Genomic DNA, 17,104 nt, shown 5'->3' with positions numbered 1-17,104 from the left:
ATCACTGCAGGGTATGTCGTGCGTCATCATTCAAACATAGTCTGCTTCTGCAGTGTGTGCGAACAGGGCGGGCCCGCACGCGGGTTCAGGGCGCTTCGGCCAGTCGCTCCGCGAGTGTTGTCAGCACTTTCACACGCGTTGCATCGCCGGAGAGGTTGCGGCGGGCGAGAAACTCCGCCAGCAGGCAGATCTGCCCCCGCACCGAGGCGAGCTCGCGCGGCGAGTGGGCAACCTGCACCATCGCGGCGCGATAGGCCTCGAACAGTTCGCTAGCGTCGTGCTGACGATCCCTCCTTCCGCCGGCCGGTCGCACGCCCAGCAGCCACGCGGCCAGGGTGGCATCTGCACTCGCAACCGCGTCGAAGAACCGGTAGCTGAGCTCGAAGTTGCCGCGTGCTGCAAGCTGGCAGGTTTCGATGAGTGGCGTTGGGTCGTCGCGCCTGCTCGAAGGCCGGGTCACGAGTGCGTCGAGTTGCAGGCGGTTGATGCAGGCATAGGGGTTCCAGGGCGAAGGTCCGGGCTGGCCTTCGCCGGCCTGATAGGCGTCGCGCGCAGCCTGCAGCACCGTCGAAATTTCGTCCCATGCCGCGCCACCGCGCAGCATGACGATTGCCTGGCGTTTGTAGGCGCTGCCGGTAATGGCCATGCGCTCCATGTTCGGGGCGGGGGCGTCGGCGGCTCCCGGCACGTCGCTTCCCGCGCCGGTGCAGGCTGCGAAGGCGGCCAGTGCCCGGGCGCGGCGCACCGCGCTGTCGGCGAGTGCCCTGGCCGCCTGCAGATCCTGCTCCGGCCCGGGATTGCACAGGCGCTCAGCTTCGCGACTCTCGAGGTTGATCAGCTGCTCGATGGCCGAGAAGGGGACTTTCATGTCCGACGAGTCGGTGCGAACGGCGTTCAGGTAGGCCGCATGGGCGCCCGCAAAGCTGTCCTTGAGCGGGTAGTCGGCGAGCAGGCGGCCGAGGGCCTGCTGAACGTCGGCACGGCGCTTCCAGCCCTCGGGAAGGGCCGCGAAGCGGGCGTCGATCCGTTGTTGCAAGTCGCTGAAGCGCACGCTGTTTGCGGTCTGGATGTGTGCGTCGAGGTGGCGTTGCTCCAGCCAGTCGAGGAGTTCCTCGGGGGCGGTGAGCGGGTAGTTGTCAGTGGGTTCGCGGTGAACATGACGAAGCCTGAAGTCGGGGTCGCCGTATGCCTGGTAGGCGCCCCAGGTATTGCAGTCACCGTATTCCGCGAACGTGTCCTTGCGCGCACGATGGACGGCGTCGCCAAAACTCGCACCGTGCTCCAGCATCTGCTCGAAGAAGCGGGTGGCGAACAGCTTTGCGGCGTCGTCGCGCACTTCCCATCCGGCCGCGACGATGCAGCGCACGCCCATGCTGATCAGCTCCTGCGACAGCCCCGCGGCCAGACGTCCGCCGCCCGAGCCACCCTTGGCAAGATGGCAGCAGTTGATGAAGACCAGTTCGGGCACGGTTTCCATCAGATCGATCTCGCGTGCCGACAGCAGCAGACCGTCTGACAGCACCACGCCGCTGCGGTAGCTTCCGTCGCGTCCGCGCTTGCCAAAGATGCCGTGGGCGTTGATCACCACGATGCGCCATCTGCCGGAGAACAGGCGGGTGAACACATCGCTGGCGCGACAGTCGGGGGGGGCGTGGGTTACCGTGTAGTTCGCGCGTTCGAGTGCGGCAATGATGGCGTCGCCTTCTTCGGCCGCGCCCGGCAGGCTGGGGAGGCGGTCGGGCTCGGGCTTGCCGTCGGCGCCGATGCGGGGCTTCCAGTCGGGGCCGCCGAACTGCGCGTGATAGCCCTCGGTGCTGGGATTCGAGATTACGCAGGCATTGAGGCCGTCCGGGCGGATGACTTCGCGGCGGAACTCGTTGGTGACGAACTGGCGCACCATGCGGGTCTTGAGCACCATCGGTGCACCATCGGTTTCGAGCAGCTCCCACGGCAGGTTTGCGGTCATGCGGTCGACCACCAGCATCAGGCGGTCGGTCTTGCGTGCGGCAGACTTGAACTCAAGCGGCACGAGGAGCTGGAACAGAGTGTTGCCAAAGCCGCCGCCCGGCGCGTACTGCGTGCTGGCGTAGCTGCCGAGGGTTTCATCGATCAGGGTTTCGACCGCGCCCGGCTGGCGCACCGGCGATACCGATTCCGCGCGTGCCTTCTCGCCCATGTAGGTGAAGCGCAGCTTGCGCGCCGGGCGGGTGTCGGGCGGCAGGTCGAAGCCGGTGAGCGGCGGCGTGTCGGGCTGGTCTCCGCCGCAGCCATACACCTTGAGAATGCGGGTGAGGATGTGGGGCGGGATCGGGTTGGAGATTCGCGGCACAAAGCAGTCTTCATCGCACTCGGTGCCGTCGCGGTCGGCATCGGTCACCTGCAGTCTCGGCCAGTACGAGCCGCCGCTGCCCATATACAGGCGCTGGCGCATGCCCATGCCGAAGTGCAGCTCGCTTGCGGCCTCGAGCTGGGTGTCGACCTGTTGCAGCTCGCGCTCCAGCATGTGCTCCAGCTTCCTGACCGCGTGTGCGGCCGAAATCGCGGTGTCGAGATAGAGTTCGATCAGTTCCAGTCGGGTGACGCGCACTTCGCGCTCGCCGCGTGCGGCACGGCTGCGGTTGAAGTCGCGGTTGGCGAACAGTACGCCGAGCACCACGGCTTTCACCGACTCTGCAATTTCCAGCTGGGCCGCGGAGTTCGAGCCGATCAGCACGCTGGCAAGCGGCAGGGCGAGCGGGGCGGTGGCCGAGACCTGCTCCGGCTGCAGCGCGCATTCCTCCCCGTAACGATCACCGGCGTGCAGCAGGTAGCGCAGCACTCCGGCGCGTACCGCCTCGGTGACACCGGCGGCGCCGAGCTTGCCCATCGGGCCGAGCCCGACCACCACCGCACCACGGCCAGTCTGGCGTTTGCGTTCCTCGATGCTTCTCGGCATCAGCACGATGGTGGCGCCACCGAGCTCGCCAGAGTGGATGCCGAGCTGTTTGCGGTGCGTCAGCGCACCGTTGACCAGGCAACTGTCGATTGCCCATTCGGCGCCGGCGATAGGGTCGTCGCGGTAGTGGCCACACAGCACCGGGACATGGACGAAACGCAGATCGCGTGCAGCGACGCGGACCTTGAGCGTGGCCTTCGGCACAGGGGCCTCGCCGACTTCGGGGTGACTGCCGAGGATGTTGAGTATCGCCTCGTCTTCGCCCGGCCATCCCGGCGGCGGTCCGGCCCGGCGTGTGCGCACCGCAGCGGACGTGGCTTCTTCTCCGCGGGTCTGTGGCAGGCGCTTCAGGGCGGGCTGCCGGCCCTCCAGCAGGGCGTCGATGTCGCTGAAGTACTTTGGCGTGTTCGCGAGGCCGGTGTGGTCGACCGGCATCAGCCAGCAGTTGTCCGCGGGGATCGCGCTCAGCTTGCCCGAGCGCCAGGTTACCGAGCCGTCGCCGAACGGCGTCTCGGCGATCAGCAGGTTGAGCGTGGAGCCATCGGGCCGGCGTTGTTCCATCAGGCCGCAGGGAGTGGCGTCCGCCTTGCCATAGACGTAGTGCAGGCGCTCCGGTTTGTGCCGCATCCACGCTGCGTCGGCGAGGCCTTTCCAGATGTTGTGGGTGGCGTCGAGCGCGGCGGCGCTGGGCCGGCCGCACAGGCGCTTGCCGAACCAGAAGTCGTTGTTGAAGGTGGCCAGGCGTTCCCATTCGTCGGCACGGTAGAACGGCTCGCCGGCGTAACCGCCCGTGTCCACGAAGTCCGGCGCGGGGAGCAGGTTGATCGCGCCCTGGAAGGCGCCGATGATCTTCAGCACTTCGGGCATGGCGTGACGGGTGTCGAGCCGCGCCAGCATGCGGATGGTGTCCGACAGGCCGAACAAGGTCTGCACCATCAGGTGAGCGCCGTGGTTCGGTGTGCCCATCATCACCAGGCGGCCACCGTCGCGGGCGACGATGCGCTCCCACAGGCCGGGGTCGTGCGCGAACGCGGCGCGCACCACCAGGCCGCCCATGCTGTGCGCGAGGATGCGCACCGGCTGGTCCGGGTGACGCGCCAGGATATCGCTCAGGGAGGCGGCAAAGCGGGTACCGAGTGTGCTCAGTGGCTGGCGCCAGTCGTAGGTGAAGGTCTCGACGTAGTGCCGGTCGTGCAGGTGATTCTTGAGCTTGCCGTAGGCCAGGCGCACCACATCGTCGGGCTCGACCTTCTCGCCGCTGTCGATCGCAATGCGTGCGAGCCCGCCGAAGCCCATCGAAAGGAAGTTGAGCCACACGCTGTCGCCATTGGCGGTGAGTTCGCTGCCCATGATGCCAGGCAGATAGACCACCACCGGGCGCGAGTTCGGCGCCACCTTTGCGCGCTCCCCGCGCAGCGGGGCCGGCGCGGGGGCGATTTCGAGCAGGGGTTTCCAGTGCGGCAGCGCGTCCTGCGTGCCGGCCTGCAGCCATTCGCGCAAGGCCTGCGGCAGCGGTTGGCCTTCGTTCAGCGTGGCGTCGCGGAAATAGCTGAAATGGCTCACCTCCGCGCCGCGCACGAAGATCGCGCGTGCCTTGGCGGCAAGGGCTACGCCGCCGTACATCGACGCGGTATCCACCACGAGGTCGTTGCGTGCCTGATCGAAGAACATCCAGTCGGTAAACATTACGCCGATGCGCTTGAGCAGGTTGCCGCCCTCAATGTCGCCGGCGATGACCGCCATGCGCACGCCGGGCGCGCTGGCGGCGCTGCCGAGCAGCATGCCCATCGGGGCTTCCGGCAGCATGGCTTCGATGCCGGGCACGAGCTGGGGCTGGACACGGTTCTGGGCGACCTCGGTGACCACACGGGCAAGACATTTGAGCGCCTTGTCCGATGCGCGACGGGCAGCTTCGCCGGCAGCCGGGGTGGCGAGCGCACCCGCAGCCGCACCGATGGCCACGCTGCCGAGCTTGCGCACCAGCGCCAGCAGACCGGAGAGGAAAACATCGAGATTGTCGGAGAGCAGCGCGGTGCCGCGCGCGGGTGAGGCAACGCGCACGTAGCGCTCGATCACCGGCCGTTTTTGCTGCAGCAGGCTCACCAGCCGGCGCAGCCTGGCCTGTTCGTCGGTGACAAAGGCGAGTCGGGCTTCGCGCAGCGCAGGGTTTGCTTCTTCGGCTTCGAGCTCATCGGTGCGCGGCATGCGCTGATAGCTCCGGATCAGGCGCTCCAGGTTTGCGTCGGTGCCGCCCGGCGGGGGTGGGGCAAGGCACAGCAGATCGCCCACGAGGCCGCCGCGCGAATGCGTGACCAGGTTGAGTCGCGCACCGGGCGGGAGCACTTCAAGCAGGGCGATCGCGTTGTCGATCGGGCTTTCGGAAAAGGTGCGGTGCTCGTAGCCATAGACCTGGTCGCCAAAGCTGCGGGTCAGGGCCTTCCATTCGCGGCTGCACACCAGATCGCCAAAGCCCCCGAGGGTGTGAGACGCAGTGCCGTGGATGAAGACGAGCGCGGGGGCGCCGCCTGCGGCAAGGGGGGCGAGTCTTGCGTCGTCGGCTGTGCAGCGGTCGGTGGGCTGCAGGGCCGCGCCGGTGCGCCAGTGGTAGAGACCGGGTTCGTCGGCAAGCTGGCTTTCGATTGCCCACATCAGGGCCTTGGTGCCTGCCAGCGTAGCCACTTCCATGGCTGCGTTGCCGGCCTTGTCGCCCAGCCATTCGCGCGCCTTTTCCTGCGCAAGGTCGATGATGCCGTCGGGCTTCAGCCGCAGCGCGATGACGCGGCGCCAGATCCAGTCGCCGAGGCCGCGCGTGGTCGCATCGCGGTCGCGAAAGCGGGCGAAGTCGATGCTGCCGTCGGGCAGCAGCGCATCGGGCTGGACCTGAGCGATACGCTCGGCCAGCGCGTCGGTACGCATGAAGATCGTGGTGCCATCCGCGGCTTCGAGCGCCAGCAGCGTGGTGTCCTCACTGACCTCGGCCTGCTGCGATGCATCCGCGCTGCGCCGCACCGGCGCCAGATCCCAGCTGCCCAGCACTTCGATGTTGTCCACCAGTGGCGTGGGCGCACGGTCGCCCCGGCTGGCGGGGCGGGTGAGCGCAGCGGGCAGGGTCAGGTTCGCACTGCCAGGGGCTTCGGAGCGGGAGGCGGCAACGGGGAAGCGAATCCGTGTGGTCGTGATCGGGTCAGCCATCGTTCATCCTTTGGGCCGGACAGCGCATGCCGGCGAAGTCTGTTGCGTCGGGAGGCGTCGCTTGATCCCGAACCCTTTCACTCGAAGACTTTCCAGCCGCGCGCGGTCGTGGAGCCGAAGATCTGCGGATTCTGTGGCAACTGGCTGGTGGGCAGCCAGGTGGGGGTGATCCTTCTGTACCAGCTTGCGTAGCTGCTGCCTGGGGGCAGGTTGGCGAGCGCCTTCAGCGCGTAGTAGGTGAAGGCGCCGTTGGGGCGGCCGTTGAAGCGCGTGTCCCAGCTGTACTGCGTATCGAGGCAGCCGGCGATCAACAGGTCGCCGCCGCTGCGTGCGATGCCACCCAGAATCTTGGTTGGCATCCGGCTCGGCAGCCTGTCGCTGCTCATCCAGACTTGCGGCGGGAGAAAGCGGGCACGCGGCATGCCGGGATCGAGGTCCGAATTGTCACCGCGCGTCACCGAGCCCGAATGGCAACTGTCGGCGATGATCACAACCCGCACACCCGGCGCACGCTTGCCGAGGAGCACGTGAAGCTCGTCGTCGAGCAACACCTCGCCTTGCTCGATGTCCCACGGGCACAGCCCTTCGTCACGACCGTCGGGTTCTTCACCGCTCTCGTCGGGTATCCAGGTGCCATGACCCGAGTAGGTGATCACGACGCTGTCGTTGCGGGAGGCGTTGCCGATGATGTCGCCGATGGCCGCAACCATGCCAGATTTGCTGGCGTCGGCATCGAGCAGCATCCTCGTGCTGAACCCGCGTGAAGTCAGTGCGCTAGACCAGTCGTGGGCGTCGTTGACGCAGCCGGACAGGTCGTTCTGCGTACCTGGGTAGTCGTTGATGCCGATGCAAAGCGCGTTCTTGGACATGGCAGCCTCCAGTAGGTGTGGGAACGGCGTGCGACAGGTGGGGTTGTCCCGGGATGCATGTTGCATTTGTTCTTTCTGTTTTCATTCAAGCATTCCGCACCGGCGAATTCCAGTCCGGAGAGGGGTTCAGCTGGCCGAATTGCGCTGTGCGGAGGGCATGGGCGGTGGCAGGCGGAAGTCCGGTTGGCCCCAGACCTGAAACGTCGCCCAGGCCGATTGCAGCGGGAAGTGGTCGCTGCTCGCGATGCGGGCGGAGAAACTCGCCGATTCCAGCGTTGCGCCCCTGCTGATGTCCTCGAAGAAACGCTGTGACCAGTACGCGGAAGCCGTGTCGTCCACAGTCCAGGCCGGGGTCAGCACGCAGTCGACGCCCATTCCGAGGAGTTCTGCTGTCATCGATGTGCTTGCCTTGCCATGCTGACCGATGCCCCCGATGCGTCCGGTCTGACCGTCCATGTGACGGTCATTGAGGAAAACGAGTTGTGGTGGTTCGCGCATTTTTCTGATTTCGGCCGCAGTCAGGAAGATGCCATCACTGAGGATGAAGCCATTCGTGCGATGTTCGGCGGCCTGAGCCTTCGGGGCGTGTTTCATCGGGCGTTTGGTGGGGCGCTTCATGCGCTCGTCGTCGAGCGCGTACTCATGTACCGAACGCCCCAGAATCACCAGAATCCGGAACTCACGCGCATGGAGCCGTTTCATGATCTCGTCGGCATTCTCGTGCTCGCTCACCATCACCGTATAGCCGGCCGCCGTCAGCGTTTCGTAGATCGCGCCGAGTTCGCTGCGGACACCTTGCAGCGGGGGCAGACCCTCGGGCATGTCGGGCAGGGTCTGGGTGCTGACCGGGTCGCCGATCAACAGCGCATGGCCGCTCGTGCTGCGGGGGCGCTTGGGTGGCCGCAGGCCGTCGAGCGAGCGTGTGACGGCGACAGGCAGTTGCCGCTTACCCTCGTGAGGGCCCAGGATCGCCTCCCATGGCAGGGCGGCGGCAGCGCGATCCAGCGTCAGGTGCACGCTGTCTCCCGGTTGCGGAGGATCACGATCTTGCGGCAGAAGCAGTTGGGCCAGGGCCAGGGCGAGTTCGTCGAAGGAATCGGTGGCCGATGGCAGTTGCGCCAGCAGCGAATCGAGCAGTGCGGGGTCGTAGCGGACCTGCCATTCCGTCCGGGAGCGGACTGTGGTGTCGATGTACTGCAAGGTGCCCGGATCAGGCTGGCGCACGGTCAGGCGGCCATTCGACGGCGAACCGGCGCCGGATTCGGGGGCGTCTTCGGTGGTGCGCTGTGCGTCGCGTCTGCTGCGGTCGCTGGCTACGGCCTCGACGATATTGCGTGCGGTGGTGGCGATCAGTTGCTCGAACGCTGCATCGGGCAAGCCGTCGAGATACACGACCCGGCCGGTCGCGTCGGTGTTGGCGGCCTTGCGCTCGATGAGTTCGGGCGGGCCATCCACCGCTTCCACGAACACCGGAATCAGGAGCTTGCGCAGCCGCAGCGCGCGGGCGATCTCCTCCATCGGGAACGGACGTTCCTGCGTGGCGCGACCGGCCACCGAGACGACAGCATCGGACTCGTCCAGCATTCGGGTCAGGGTTTCCTGCCAGGCGTCGCCCGACTTCAGGTTCATGTCCCAGTCCACGGTGGCGCCGAGTTCGAGCAGGGCGTGTTCGAGCGGGCGGGCGAAGCGGCCGTAGGCATTGACGTAGGAGATGAAGATGCGGGGCGGCGGGTCGCTGCGCTCGGGTTTCGAGACCTCACGGAGCCTGGGCGGGCGCAGATTTGGCAGCGCGGCGTAGATCGGGCTGATGCGCACCTGTCCGGAGATCTGACGCTTGATGGCGGTGAGCAGGTCCTTGTGCAGATCATCGCCCGCGCGTGCATCGAATTCGGCCGGGTAGCGCACGACCGGGAGCTTTGACAGCACGAGCGGGAGCGCGGTGTGTGACGCCGCCATGACGATGGTGGCCGCGGGGTGCAGGCCGAGGCGCATCCCGAGCTGGAGCATTACGTCGGGCTGCGGGTTGCTGATGTCGATGATCGCCAGCGTTGCGTCCACCAGCCGGTCCGGCAGCGCATCAGTTGCGTCCGCGCTGCTCATGGCGTCGGGCCGGTAGACCTGCAGGCCGGCTTCCGAGGCGCATGCTTCGGCAATGGCGGTGGCCGCGTCCAGCACTGCGCCGCGGCGGTTCCCGCCTTCCACGTCGGGTGTGCGATTGCGCAGGATCAGGCAGATGCCGCTGTCCGGTGCTGCCATGTCGGCATCGAAGGGGTCGTCGTTTGTGCGCATCCGGGGTGGGTGCAGGCGGCTGTCGAGATAGAACGGGCTTCGCGCCAGTGGCCCCGTTTCGCCCCCGATCAGGGCGCGCAGCATGGCGGCGAACTTTGCCTCGGCATCCGTATCGCCCGGCGCGATGGGTGCGTAGGGCGTGCGCATGCCGGGTGCTGCGTCGAGCGCGGTGTCGGGGCTGCCGTCCTCGGCGATCAGCATCGTGCCCGACGGACGCAGGGCAAGGCTCACCCCGAGCAGGAAGCAGACACCCGGGTCGGCGGTGGACAGGTCTGCCAGCACCAGGTTGGCGTCAAGCAACAGGGTGTAGAGCGCTTCGCCATCGGTGGCGAGGCTGTCGTCCGCGCGGATGGCGTCCATGCCAGCTTCGTCGAGGGCAGCACGGATCAGCGCGAAGTGGCGGTCGGCGTCGAAGCGCTCGCGTGTTTCAAGCTCGGTGCGGGCACCGCTGCCGATCAGCACCACACAGGTGGGGCGGTCTGCCCTGTTTTCGCTGCGGGCGCCGCCGGCGCTGTCCTCCGGCATGCGTCCGGCAGGCGCGATGCCCGCCTCGGCGAGCAGTTCGCCGGGCGGACGCAGCACGACCTTGCCGACGCGGATTTCCTCGTTGCCGAGGGCGCCGAGGATGCGCGCTCCCGCGGTGTCGTCGCCTCGTGCGAGCGCGTCCATGCCGCGCGCGTAGGCAAGCAGCGTCTGTTCGCGGGCCAGCGGCATTTCGATTGCCGCGGCCAGCCCGCCGAGTTGCACGCGTGCCGCGACGGGATCGCTGGCGGTCTGTCTGAGTGCGTCGGCAAATGCATGCGCGGCGCCGTCAGGGCTGATGAAGGCGAGTGCGACCCAGCGCTGTATGGCGAGAAACTCAGCCAGCTGGGGGTCGACTGCGCCGCCCGAGTGTTTTTCGACCGCGTCGACGTAACGCCACAGCAGTTCGGCGACACGCAGCGGGCGCGGGCGCACATCCCCCCGGTAACGCGAACGCAACAGCGCCATGCAGTGCCAGCGCACTTGCGGGTCGATGCGGTAATAACCCGCGCCCAGCGAGGTCGTGATCGGGGCAAACAGGACGTCCGCCTCGAGGCTGCGGTCGGTGCCCTGGGCGGGCAGGAAATTCACCCGGATCAGGTCGAGCAGGTCGGCGCGCAGCGTCTCGGGGATCGATGCGTGCATCAACAGCAGCAGCGCCTCCTCGCCGTAATCGCTGGCGTACTGTTCGAGCGCCGCATAGGCTTCGCGGACTTCGAGGGGGCGCTGACCGATATGGGCGGGATAGGGCATGGTCAGGCCTGCTTGTTGCCGCGCAGGATGTCGATCGCGCGCAGCAGGTGGTCGGCGTCGAGTGGCAGCATGGGTGTGCGCGCGCCGGCGATCAGGGCTGCGGTCGTATTTGCCCAGCGTGCGCGCGGCATGGGGTTGAGCCACACCGAGGCGGAAAAATGTCGCGCCGCGGTGTCGAGAAAGTCCTGCGTCTGCATGGCGCGGCGGCGGTTAAGGTAGCCGCGTGCGCTGCCGGCATCGCTCACGATCAGCAACGCGGCTCCGGCGTGGCGTGCGAGTACCGCGTCGCGCGGCTCGGGTGCGGTGAGCTCGCGCGTACGGAACAACTGCCGGCGCGGCAGGTTGGAAAAGTAGCGGATCTCGGCGCGGGCGAATCGCCCCAGGCGCAGGGCGTCGTTCAGCGTGGCGAGGAAGGGGAGCCACGGGTCCATGCTGGCGCTGGCGTCTGCGAGCACCAGCAGGCGCACGTTGTTGCGCCGGCGCGCGCGCAGCACGGGTTGCCGGATCAGACCCTTGTGGCAGCGCTCGCGCAGGGTCGCATCGAGGTCGAGCTCGGTGCGCGGGCCGGTGCGCACGGTGCGCCGGAAGCGTCGCCACAGCACGGCCAGATCGCGGGCGTTGATGATGGCGTGCGGATGCAGCACGTAGTCTTCGCCGAGCAGGGGCTCGCCGTCCATGCGCGGAACCGGCAGGCCGCCGCTGTCGGTCGGCCCGGCAAAGGCCAGGCGCACACGCGGAGCAGCTTCGTCCTGCACCGGGCCGGCCGTGTCCGGCGCGGCGGTGGCGGGAGCCGGACCAGCGGCTGCTGCGGGTGTGGAGCCGGGCGGGGTGGGCGCTGGCGCCCGTTCGGCCGGCGACGGTTCATGTTCGATCAGGAATGCATCGAGCGCGCCCGTGATTGCGGATGGTGCAGGTGGCAGCGCAAGAAACCAGCGGTCGATCAGGCGTCGCTCTTCCTCATCCCTTGCCCACAGGGCGAGGGCGAGTTTGCGCAGGGATTGACGGTCGCCGTGGCCGAAACCCGCGCGCAGCGCCCGCACGCCGTCCAGGTAGTCGCGCACGCCGACGGGCACGCCGCGCGCGACCAGTTCGCGAAACAGTCCGTGAAGCAGCGGGGGCAGGGGCGGCGTGTCGCGCATGGCAGGGTTCAGTCGCCCGCTTCGTCCACGGTACGGGCGCGGTAGCGTTCGATGTCGTTCCGGATCTTGAACAGGATGGCCTGGTCGCTGGTCCCCAGTCTGTCGGCCGAGATCTCTTCGGCCTTGCGACCCTGCCAGTGCAGCACCCGGACCCAGTCCACCAGTTCGCTGGTGGCCGGCAGCTTCTGCATGCCGAGTTCGAGACCGCGCTTGCGGATCTCCATGAAGCGCTCGACCGCGCCAGCCGTGAGTTCGTCGCTCACGGCGTCGAGCCTTGCCTTGAGGTTCTTGGCAACGATGTCGGCCAGCATCGCCTTGTCGGTCGGAAAGTCGAGCTGCACATAGAGGCAGCGCCGCAGGAAGGGCTCGGGGAGCTGCTTCTCGCGGTTGCTGGTGATCAGCACGATCGGGCGAACGCCCTTGGGTGGTCCGCTGACGTGACGCCCGAAGCCGCGCGCGGAGAGGCACTCCTGGTCCTCGTTGCGGGGGAGGTCTTCGATGTCGAACTCGAAGCGGTCGAGCACGTCGAGCAGGTCGTTCGGAAAGTCGATGTCGGCCTTGTCGACCTCGTCGATCAGCACCACCCCCGGCTTGCCTTCCCGGATTGCGTGACCGAGGGGCTCGAGGTCGATATAGGGATAGACCTTGCGTGCCGTGGTGTTCTCCGGGACCTGGGCATCCTGCAGGCGCCGCAGCGCGTCGAAACGGTAGAGCAGGTCGCGCGCCTGGCTGGTGCTCTTGACCGTCATCACGGTGAGCTGGTCGAGCAGCCCGAGTTCTTCCGCGATGGCGCTGGCCAGTCGCGTCTTGCCGCAACCGGCCTCGCCTTCGACCAGAATCGGGCGGCCGAGGCGGACTGCCAGGTTCACGATCTCGGCCGTTGCTGCGGTGGCAAGATAGGACGCCGACTTGTTGCCAGCGAACTGCTTGTAGCGGGACGGTCGCGCCATGATGTTGTCCTCAGCTTGCGCTGGCCCAGAAGCCGTTCAGGGTCAGCCGGTTATAGACGTCGGATGGATTGCCGTCAGGGGTGGTGGCAAGGGCGGCGATCTCATCGCGGCGCGGCTCGTCGAGGGTGATGCCCGCACTCTTTCTGAGTTCCTTCAGCCATTTCCGCACCTGCCCCGCGCTGATGTCGCCGAGCGCCGGCAGCGCGAGCAGGTCGTCGTAGTCGGCGGTGCCAGCGTCGGCCTCCGCGGCGGTCACGCCTTCAGGCGCGGGCTGCGGCAGGGGGCAATGGTCGATCAGGAACCAGTACAGGCGACCTCCGCCGCAATCCTGTGCGGCAAGGGCCTTGCGCAGCGGACACCAGAATCCTTCGATGAATCGCGTGAGGCGTTCCTGGCGGTGCCCGATGCTGCGCAGGATGATGATGACCGGCCCCCGGCGCAGGCGCGCAGCGAGCGTCTGCGCCAGTTCGGGAATGGCGGCGCGATCGATCATCGGGGTGCCAAGCTGACCGCAGGTCCAGCGGATCAGTGCGTCGGTGCTGTCGGTGTCGGCGGGCTGGCCGCAGATGGGCTGGGCATCCTCCCACTCGTCGTCCCAGGCGTTCAGGAACTCGGCGAATTCGCGCTGACCGTGGTTCTCCGGCCCATGCACGAGAAACGCAGCTGCGCGCTCGCCCCTGTTCGCGCGGAAGTCCTCGAGCGCGTCGACCAGGGCGGTGCGCTGGGCGTCGCGCCCAATGCGACCGAGTTCTGCGAGGGGGATGTCGCCGCTGGCCTGCCGGCGGCCTGCGAGCGCCTGGCGCAGCAAGGTGAGGTTCCAGTTCTGAATGCTGGAGAGCGCCTTGCCCATCAGTTCGAGCCGATCGCGGTAGAAGACCATGATGCGCCCGTCCGCGGCCCAGGCCTTTACGGTCTGCAGGAAGCGTGTCTGATTGGCGTCGTCCAGTGCGGCGAGGTCGGGCGGTTCGAGCTCGGTCTGCGCCTTGGCGGCTTCGCGCAGGTGCGCCTCCGCCGGGCTGCCGGCTTCGGGCAGAAGGATGAAGACCGGGGCCTCGCCCTTGCCCCACTTGGCTTCTGCCCAGCGGAATTCGAGTTCGGTGATCGAATACTGGAAACCGGGGGGAATCCATCCGTAGCGAAAGCCGAACAGGCCGAAGTAACCGTCGCTTTCGATGACCCGCGCCTTGCACACATCGACGACGAAGTGGCCGCCCTCGGCCCAGTCTTCCTGCAGGTAAATCTTCGCGGCAGGAAGGTTCGACTGCACGAAGTCGCGAACGGATTCCCGATATGCCTTGCAGTCCTTTGCGGTTGCGCTCAGGAAAATCGTCGAAATCTCGGCAATGTCGGCATCAGGCGGCATGGCAGTCGGTGCGCTTCCCGTGTGCGTTGGCAGGACGGTGCACGTTCACCATATGCGATAAGGCGCGTCACCGCCATGTTGCACCCGACCGGATCGGGCGATGCGCGCTTGCGGGCGAGGACCAGGATGCCGCTTGCAGTTACTTGAACAGGTCGTCCAGCGGGTTGCTCTTTTTCTCCCTGTCAGCGAAGGCTCTGCGCCCGGCGAACTCCTCTTCGATGTTGTCACGATAGAAGCTCCATGCCGAACCGGAGCTCGACAGCCGCCGCCACAGCTCGGCACCGATGCCGGCGTAATCGACAAGGCTGCCGTCATCGAGTTCGACCCTCAGGGTGCGCGTTCCGGCGTCGTAGCCGACGGCCCGCAGTTTCCCGGAGCTGATACGTTTCATTTCCATGGCTGGCTCCTGCTGTACGCACGTTGAAGCGCTATTCTAAGGCTGCCTGCAGCGGCCGGGTTCATGGCTGCAAGTCAATCCCCACGGGTGCTGATGGCATTGTCTTTTATAATGCGTCCCTTCTTGCGGGCGGCGGACAATCGCGCCGTTTCGCTCGCGCCGCTGCCGAAGCAACCACACCAGGAGTGATACACCGTGTTCCAACATGTCGATGCCTATGCCGGCGACCCGATTCTGTCCCTGATGGAGACGTTCAAGGCCGACACGCGAGCGCAGAAGGTCAATCTGAGCATCGGGCTGTATTACGACGGGCACGGTGTCATTCCGCAGCTGGGCGCGGTGGATGCGGCCGAAAGCCGACTGAACGCGCAGCCGCATGTGGCTTCGGTCTATTTGCCGATGGAGGGGCTGCAGTCGTACCGCAGCGGTGTTCAGCAGCTGCTGTTCGGTGCGGACAACCCCTTGCTGGCACAGCAGCGCGTTGCCACCATTCAGACCGTGGGCGGTTCCGGTGCGCTCAAGGTTGCTGCCGACTTCCTCAAGCGCTACTTCCCGGGTTCGGAGGTGTGGGTCAGCGATCCGACCTGGGATAACCACGTTGCGATTCTCGCGGGTGCCGGCTTCAAGGTGCATACCTATCCGTATTTCGATGCTGCCACGCTCGGTGTGGATATCGAGGGCATGCTCGCGACGTTTGCACAGTTGCCGCCCAAAAGCATCGTGCTGCTCCACCCCTGCTGCCATAACCCGACGGGTTCGGATCTGAGCACGGCGCAGTGGGATCGGGTGGTCGAGGTGGTGAAGGCGCGCGACCTGATCCCGTTCATGGACATCGCCTATCAGGGGTTCGGCGAGGGCGTCGCGGAAGATGCCTACGCAATCCGCGCGATGGCCGCGGCTGGCGTCAGCTGCCTTGTGTGCAACTCCTTTTCCAAGATCTTTTCACTGTATGGCGAGCGCGTGGGGGGCTTGTCCGTTGTGTGCGAGAGCAGCGAGGAAGCGACCCGTGTGCTTGGCCAGCTGAAGGCGACCGTGCGCCGCAACTATTCGAGCCCGCCGAACTTTGGCGCGCAGGTCGTCGCCATGGTGCTCAACGATGCCGGGCTCAGGCAGCAGTGGCTGGACGAACTTGAGGCCATGCGTCTGCGCATCATCGAGATGCGCAGGACGCTGGTGGCTGAACTGAAAACGGCGTTGCCCGCGCGCAATTTCGACTACCTGCTGCAGCAGCGCGGAATGTTCAGCTACACCGGCTTCAGTGCGGCGCAGGTGGACAGGCTGCGCGAAGAGTTTGGCGTGTACCTGATCGCGAGCGGGCGCATGTGCGTTGCCGGTCTGAACGCCGGCAACGTCAGGCAGGTCGCTGCCGCATTTGCGGCTGTTCAGCCAGCCTGATTGCCGCGCAGCCGCCAGTCCACCGTCTGCGGCCGCTCCGGCAGCGAGAGGCTGGCGGTGGCGGGCGGGGTGCGGGCGATCACGCGGCCGGCGCGCATCACCATCAGCCGGGTGGCACGCAGGCGCAGGGCGTCCACCGGGTCTGCCGCCTGCAGCATGACGAGGTCGGCGCGACAGCCGGGCGCAATGCCATAGCCCTCCAGCCCGAGAATCGACGCTGCGGTATCGGTGACCGCTGAATAGCACTGGCGCATTGCAGCCTGCCCGGTCATCTGCGCCACATGCAGGCCCATGCTTGCGACCTCGAGCATGTCGCCGCTGCCCAGCGCATACCAGGGGTCCATCACGCAATCGTGGCCAAAGGCGACCGGCACGCCGCCGGCAAGGAGTTCGGGCACGCGGGTCATGCCGCGGCGCTTGGGATAGGTGTCGTGGCGGCCCTGCAGCGTGATGTTGATCAGCGGGTTGGCGATGGCGGCCACGCCCGCTTCGCGGATCAGCGGGATCAGCTTGGAAACATAGTAGTTGTCCATCGAGTGCATCGAGGTCAGGTGCGAGCCGGCGACCCGGCCGTGCAAGCCAAGGCGATGCGTGTGCTGGGCGAGCGTTTCGATGTGGCGCGACAAGGGGTCGTCGCTCTCGTCGCAGTGCATGTCGACCCGCAGGCCGCGCTCGGCGGCGAGTTCGCACAGGATGCGCACCGATTCGGCACCGTCGGCCATGGTGCGCTCGAAGTGCGGAATCCCACCGACCACCTCCACGCCCATGTCGAGCGCGCGGGTGAGGTTTTCCAGCGCGCCGGGTGCGCGCAGCACACCGTCCTGCGGAAAGGCCACCAGTTGCAGGTCGAGATAGGGCGCGACACGGCGCTTCACTTCGAGCAGGGCTTCCACCGCCAGCAGGCGCGGGTCGCAGACGTCGACGTGCGAGCGGATGGCGAGCAGGCCCTTGGCGACCGCCCAGTCGCAGTAGGCCATGGCGCGTTCGATGATCGCATCCTGGGTCAGCAGGGGCTTGAGCTCGCCCCACAGCGCGATGCCTTCGAGCAGGGTGCCGGACTGATTGACGCGTGGCTGTCCGTAGCTGAGCGTCGAATCCATGTGGAAGTGGGGATCGACAAAAGGCGGGCTGACGAGCTGCCCGGCGGCATCGATGACTTCATGGGCGTCGGCGACCAGCGCGCGTTCGACCGCAACGATGCGACCGTCGAGGATGCCGATATCGATCGGGCTGCGGCCATCGGGGAGCGAGGCGTTGAGAATGATGACGTCGAGCATGGGAGTCCCGGTATCTGGTTGGC

9 protein-coding genes are annotated in these 17,104 nt (G+C 66.9%); 1 reads left to right on the top strand and 8 read right to left on the bottom strand.

Annotation, left to right across the window (positions count from 1 at the left end; translation table 11 throughout):
• Window positions 1–85: 85 nt before the first annotated feature.
• From CEW83_RS05675 to CEW83_RS05645, 7 genes are all read right to left on the bottom strand, one after another.
• The gene (locus CEW83_RS05675; RefSeq protein ID WP_108948474.1) at window positions 86–6,127 is read right to left on the bottom strand and encodes a DUF7379 domain-containing protein; all 6,042 of its coding nucleotides are present in this window, start codon (window positions 6,125–6,127) and stop codon (window positions 86–88) included.
• 77 nt (window positions 6,128–6,204) lie between these two features.
• The gene (locus CEW83_RS05670; protein WP_108948473.1) at window positions 6,205–6,996 is read right to left on the bottom strand and encodes a caspase family protein; all 792 of its coding nucleotides are present in this window, start codon (window positions 6,994–6,996) and stop codon (window positions 6,205–6,207) included.
• Between the two features lie 126 nt (window positions 6,997–7,122).
• Window positions 7,123–10,560, bottom strand: a complete 3,438-nt coding sequence (locus CEW83_RS05665; RefSeq protein WP_108948472.1) for a CHAT domain-containing protein — start codon at window positions 10,558–10,560, stop codon at window positions 7,123–7,125.
• Window positions 10,561–10,562: 2 nt separating this feature from the next.
• A complete protein-coding gene (locus CEW83_RS05660) occupies window positions 10,563–11,699 on the bottom strand; it encodes a VWA domain-containing protein (RefSeq protein ID WP_108948471.1) in 1,137 nt (378 codons plus the stop codon).
• Window positions 11,700–11,707: 8 nt separating this feature from the next.
• The gene (locus CEW83_RS05655; RefSeq protein WP_108948470.1) at window positions 11,708–12,649 is read right to left on the bottom strand and encodes an AAA family ATPase; all 942 of its coding nucleotides are present in this window, start codon (window positions 12,647–12,649) and stop codon (window positions 11,708–11,710) included.
• 10 nt (window positions 12,650–12,659) lie between these two features.
• On the bottom strand, window positions 12,660–14,012 hold the full coding sequence (locus CEW83_RS05650) for a DUF4062 domain-containing protein (protein ID WP_108948469.1): 1,353 nt from the start codon (window positions 14,010–14,012) through the stop codon (window positions 12,660–12,662).
• 139 nt (window positions 14,013–14,151) lie between these two features.
• Window positions 14,152–14,409 (bottom strand): KTSC domain-containing protein, encoded by a 258-nt coding sequence (locus CEW83_RS05645; RefSeq protein ID WP_108948468.1) that lies wholly within the window; start codon window positions 14,407–14,409, stop codon window positions 14,152–14,154.
• 195 nt (window positions 14,410–14,604) lie between these two features.
• On the opposite strand from CEW83_RS05645, the gene CEW83_RS05640 reads away from it, so the two are divergent.
• Entirely contained in the window at window positions 14,605–15,804 is a 1,200-nt protein-coding gene (locus CEW83_RS05640; RefSeq protein ID WP_108948467.1) for an aromatic amino acid transaminase, read from the top strand.
• Here CEW83_RS05640 and CEW83_RS05635 read toward each other — a convergent pair.
• A complete protein-coding gene (locus CEW83_RS05635) occupies window positions 15,792–17,081 on the bottom strand; it encodes an amidohydrolase family protein (RefSeq protein WP_108948466.1) in 1,290 nt (429 codons plus the stop codon). The two genes, CEW83_RS05640 and CEW83_RS05635, sit on opposite strands and share 13 nt — an antisense overlap.
• Window positions 17,082–17,104: the final 23 nt, after the last annotated feature.

This window comes from Parazoarcus communis (genome assembly GCF_003111645.1).
GTDB lineage: Bacteria > Pseudomonadota > Gammaproteobacteria > Burkholderiales > Rhodocyclaceae > Parazoarcus > Parazoarcus communis_A.
This window is presented reverse-complemented; position numbering and strand designations above follow the sequence as displayed.

What these genes read in the sequence shown, in the direction of transcription:
- CEW83_RS05675 (WP_108948474.1), bottom strand. Translation starts at nt 6,127, where the DNA reads ATGGCTGACCCGATCACGACCACACGGATTCGCTTCCCCGTTGCCGCC.
- CEW83_RS05670 (WP_108948473.1), bottom strand. Translation starts at nt 6,996, where the DNA reads ATGTCCAAGAACGCGCTTTGCATCGGCATCAACGACTACCCAGGTACG.
- CEW83_RS05665 (WP_108948472.1), bottom strand. Translation starts at nt 10,560, where the DNA reads ATGCCCTATCCCGCCCATATCGGTCAGCGCCCCCTCGAAGTCCGCGAA.
- CEW83_RS05660 (WP_108948471.1), bottom strand. Translation starts at nt 11,699, where the DNA reads ATGCGCGACACGCCGCCCCTGCCCCCGCTGCTTCACGGACTGTTTCGC.
- CEW83_RS05655 (WP_108948470.1), bottom strand. Translation starts at nt 12,649, where the DNA reads ATGGCGCGACCGTCCCGCTACAAGCAGTTCGCTGGCAACAAGTCGGCG.
- CEW83_RS05650 (WP_108948469.1), bottom strand. Translation starts at nt 14,012, where the DNA reads ATGCCGCCTGATGCCGACATTGCCGAGATTTCGACGATTTTCCTGAGC.
- CEW83_RS05645 (WP_108948468.1), bottom strand. Translation starts at nt 14,409, where the DNA reads ATGGAAATGAAACGTATCAGCTCCGGGAAACTGCGGGCCGTCGGCTAC.
- CEW83_RS05635 (WP_108948466.1), bottom strand. Translation starts at nt 17,081, where the DNA reads ATGCTCGACGTCATCATTCTCAACGCCTCGCTCCCCGATGGCCGCAGC.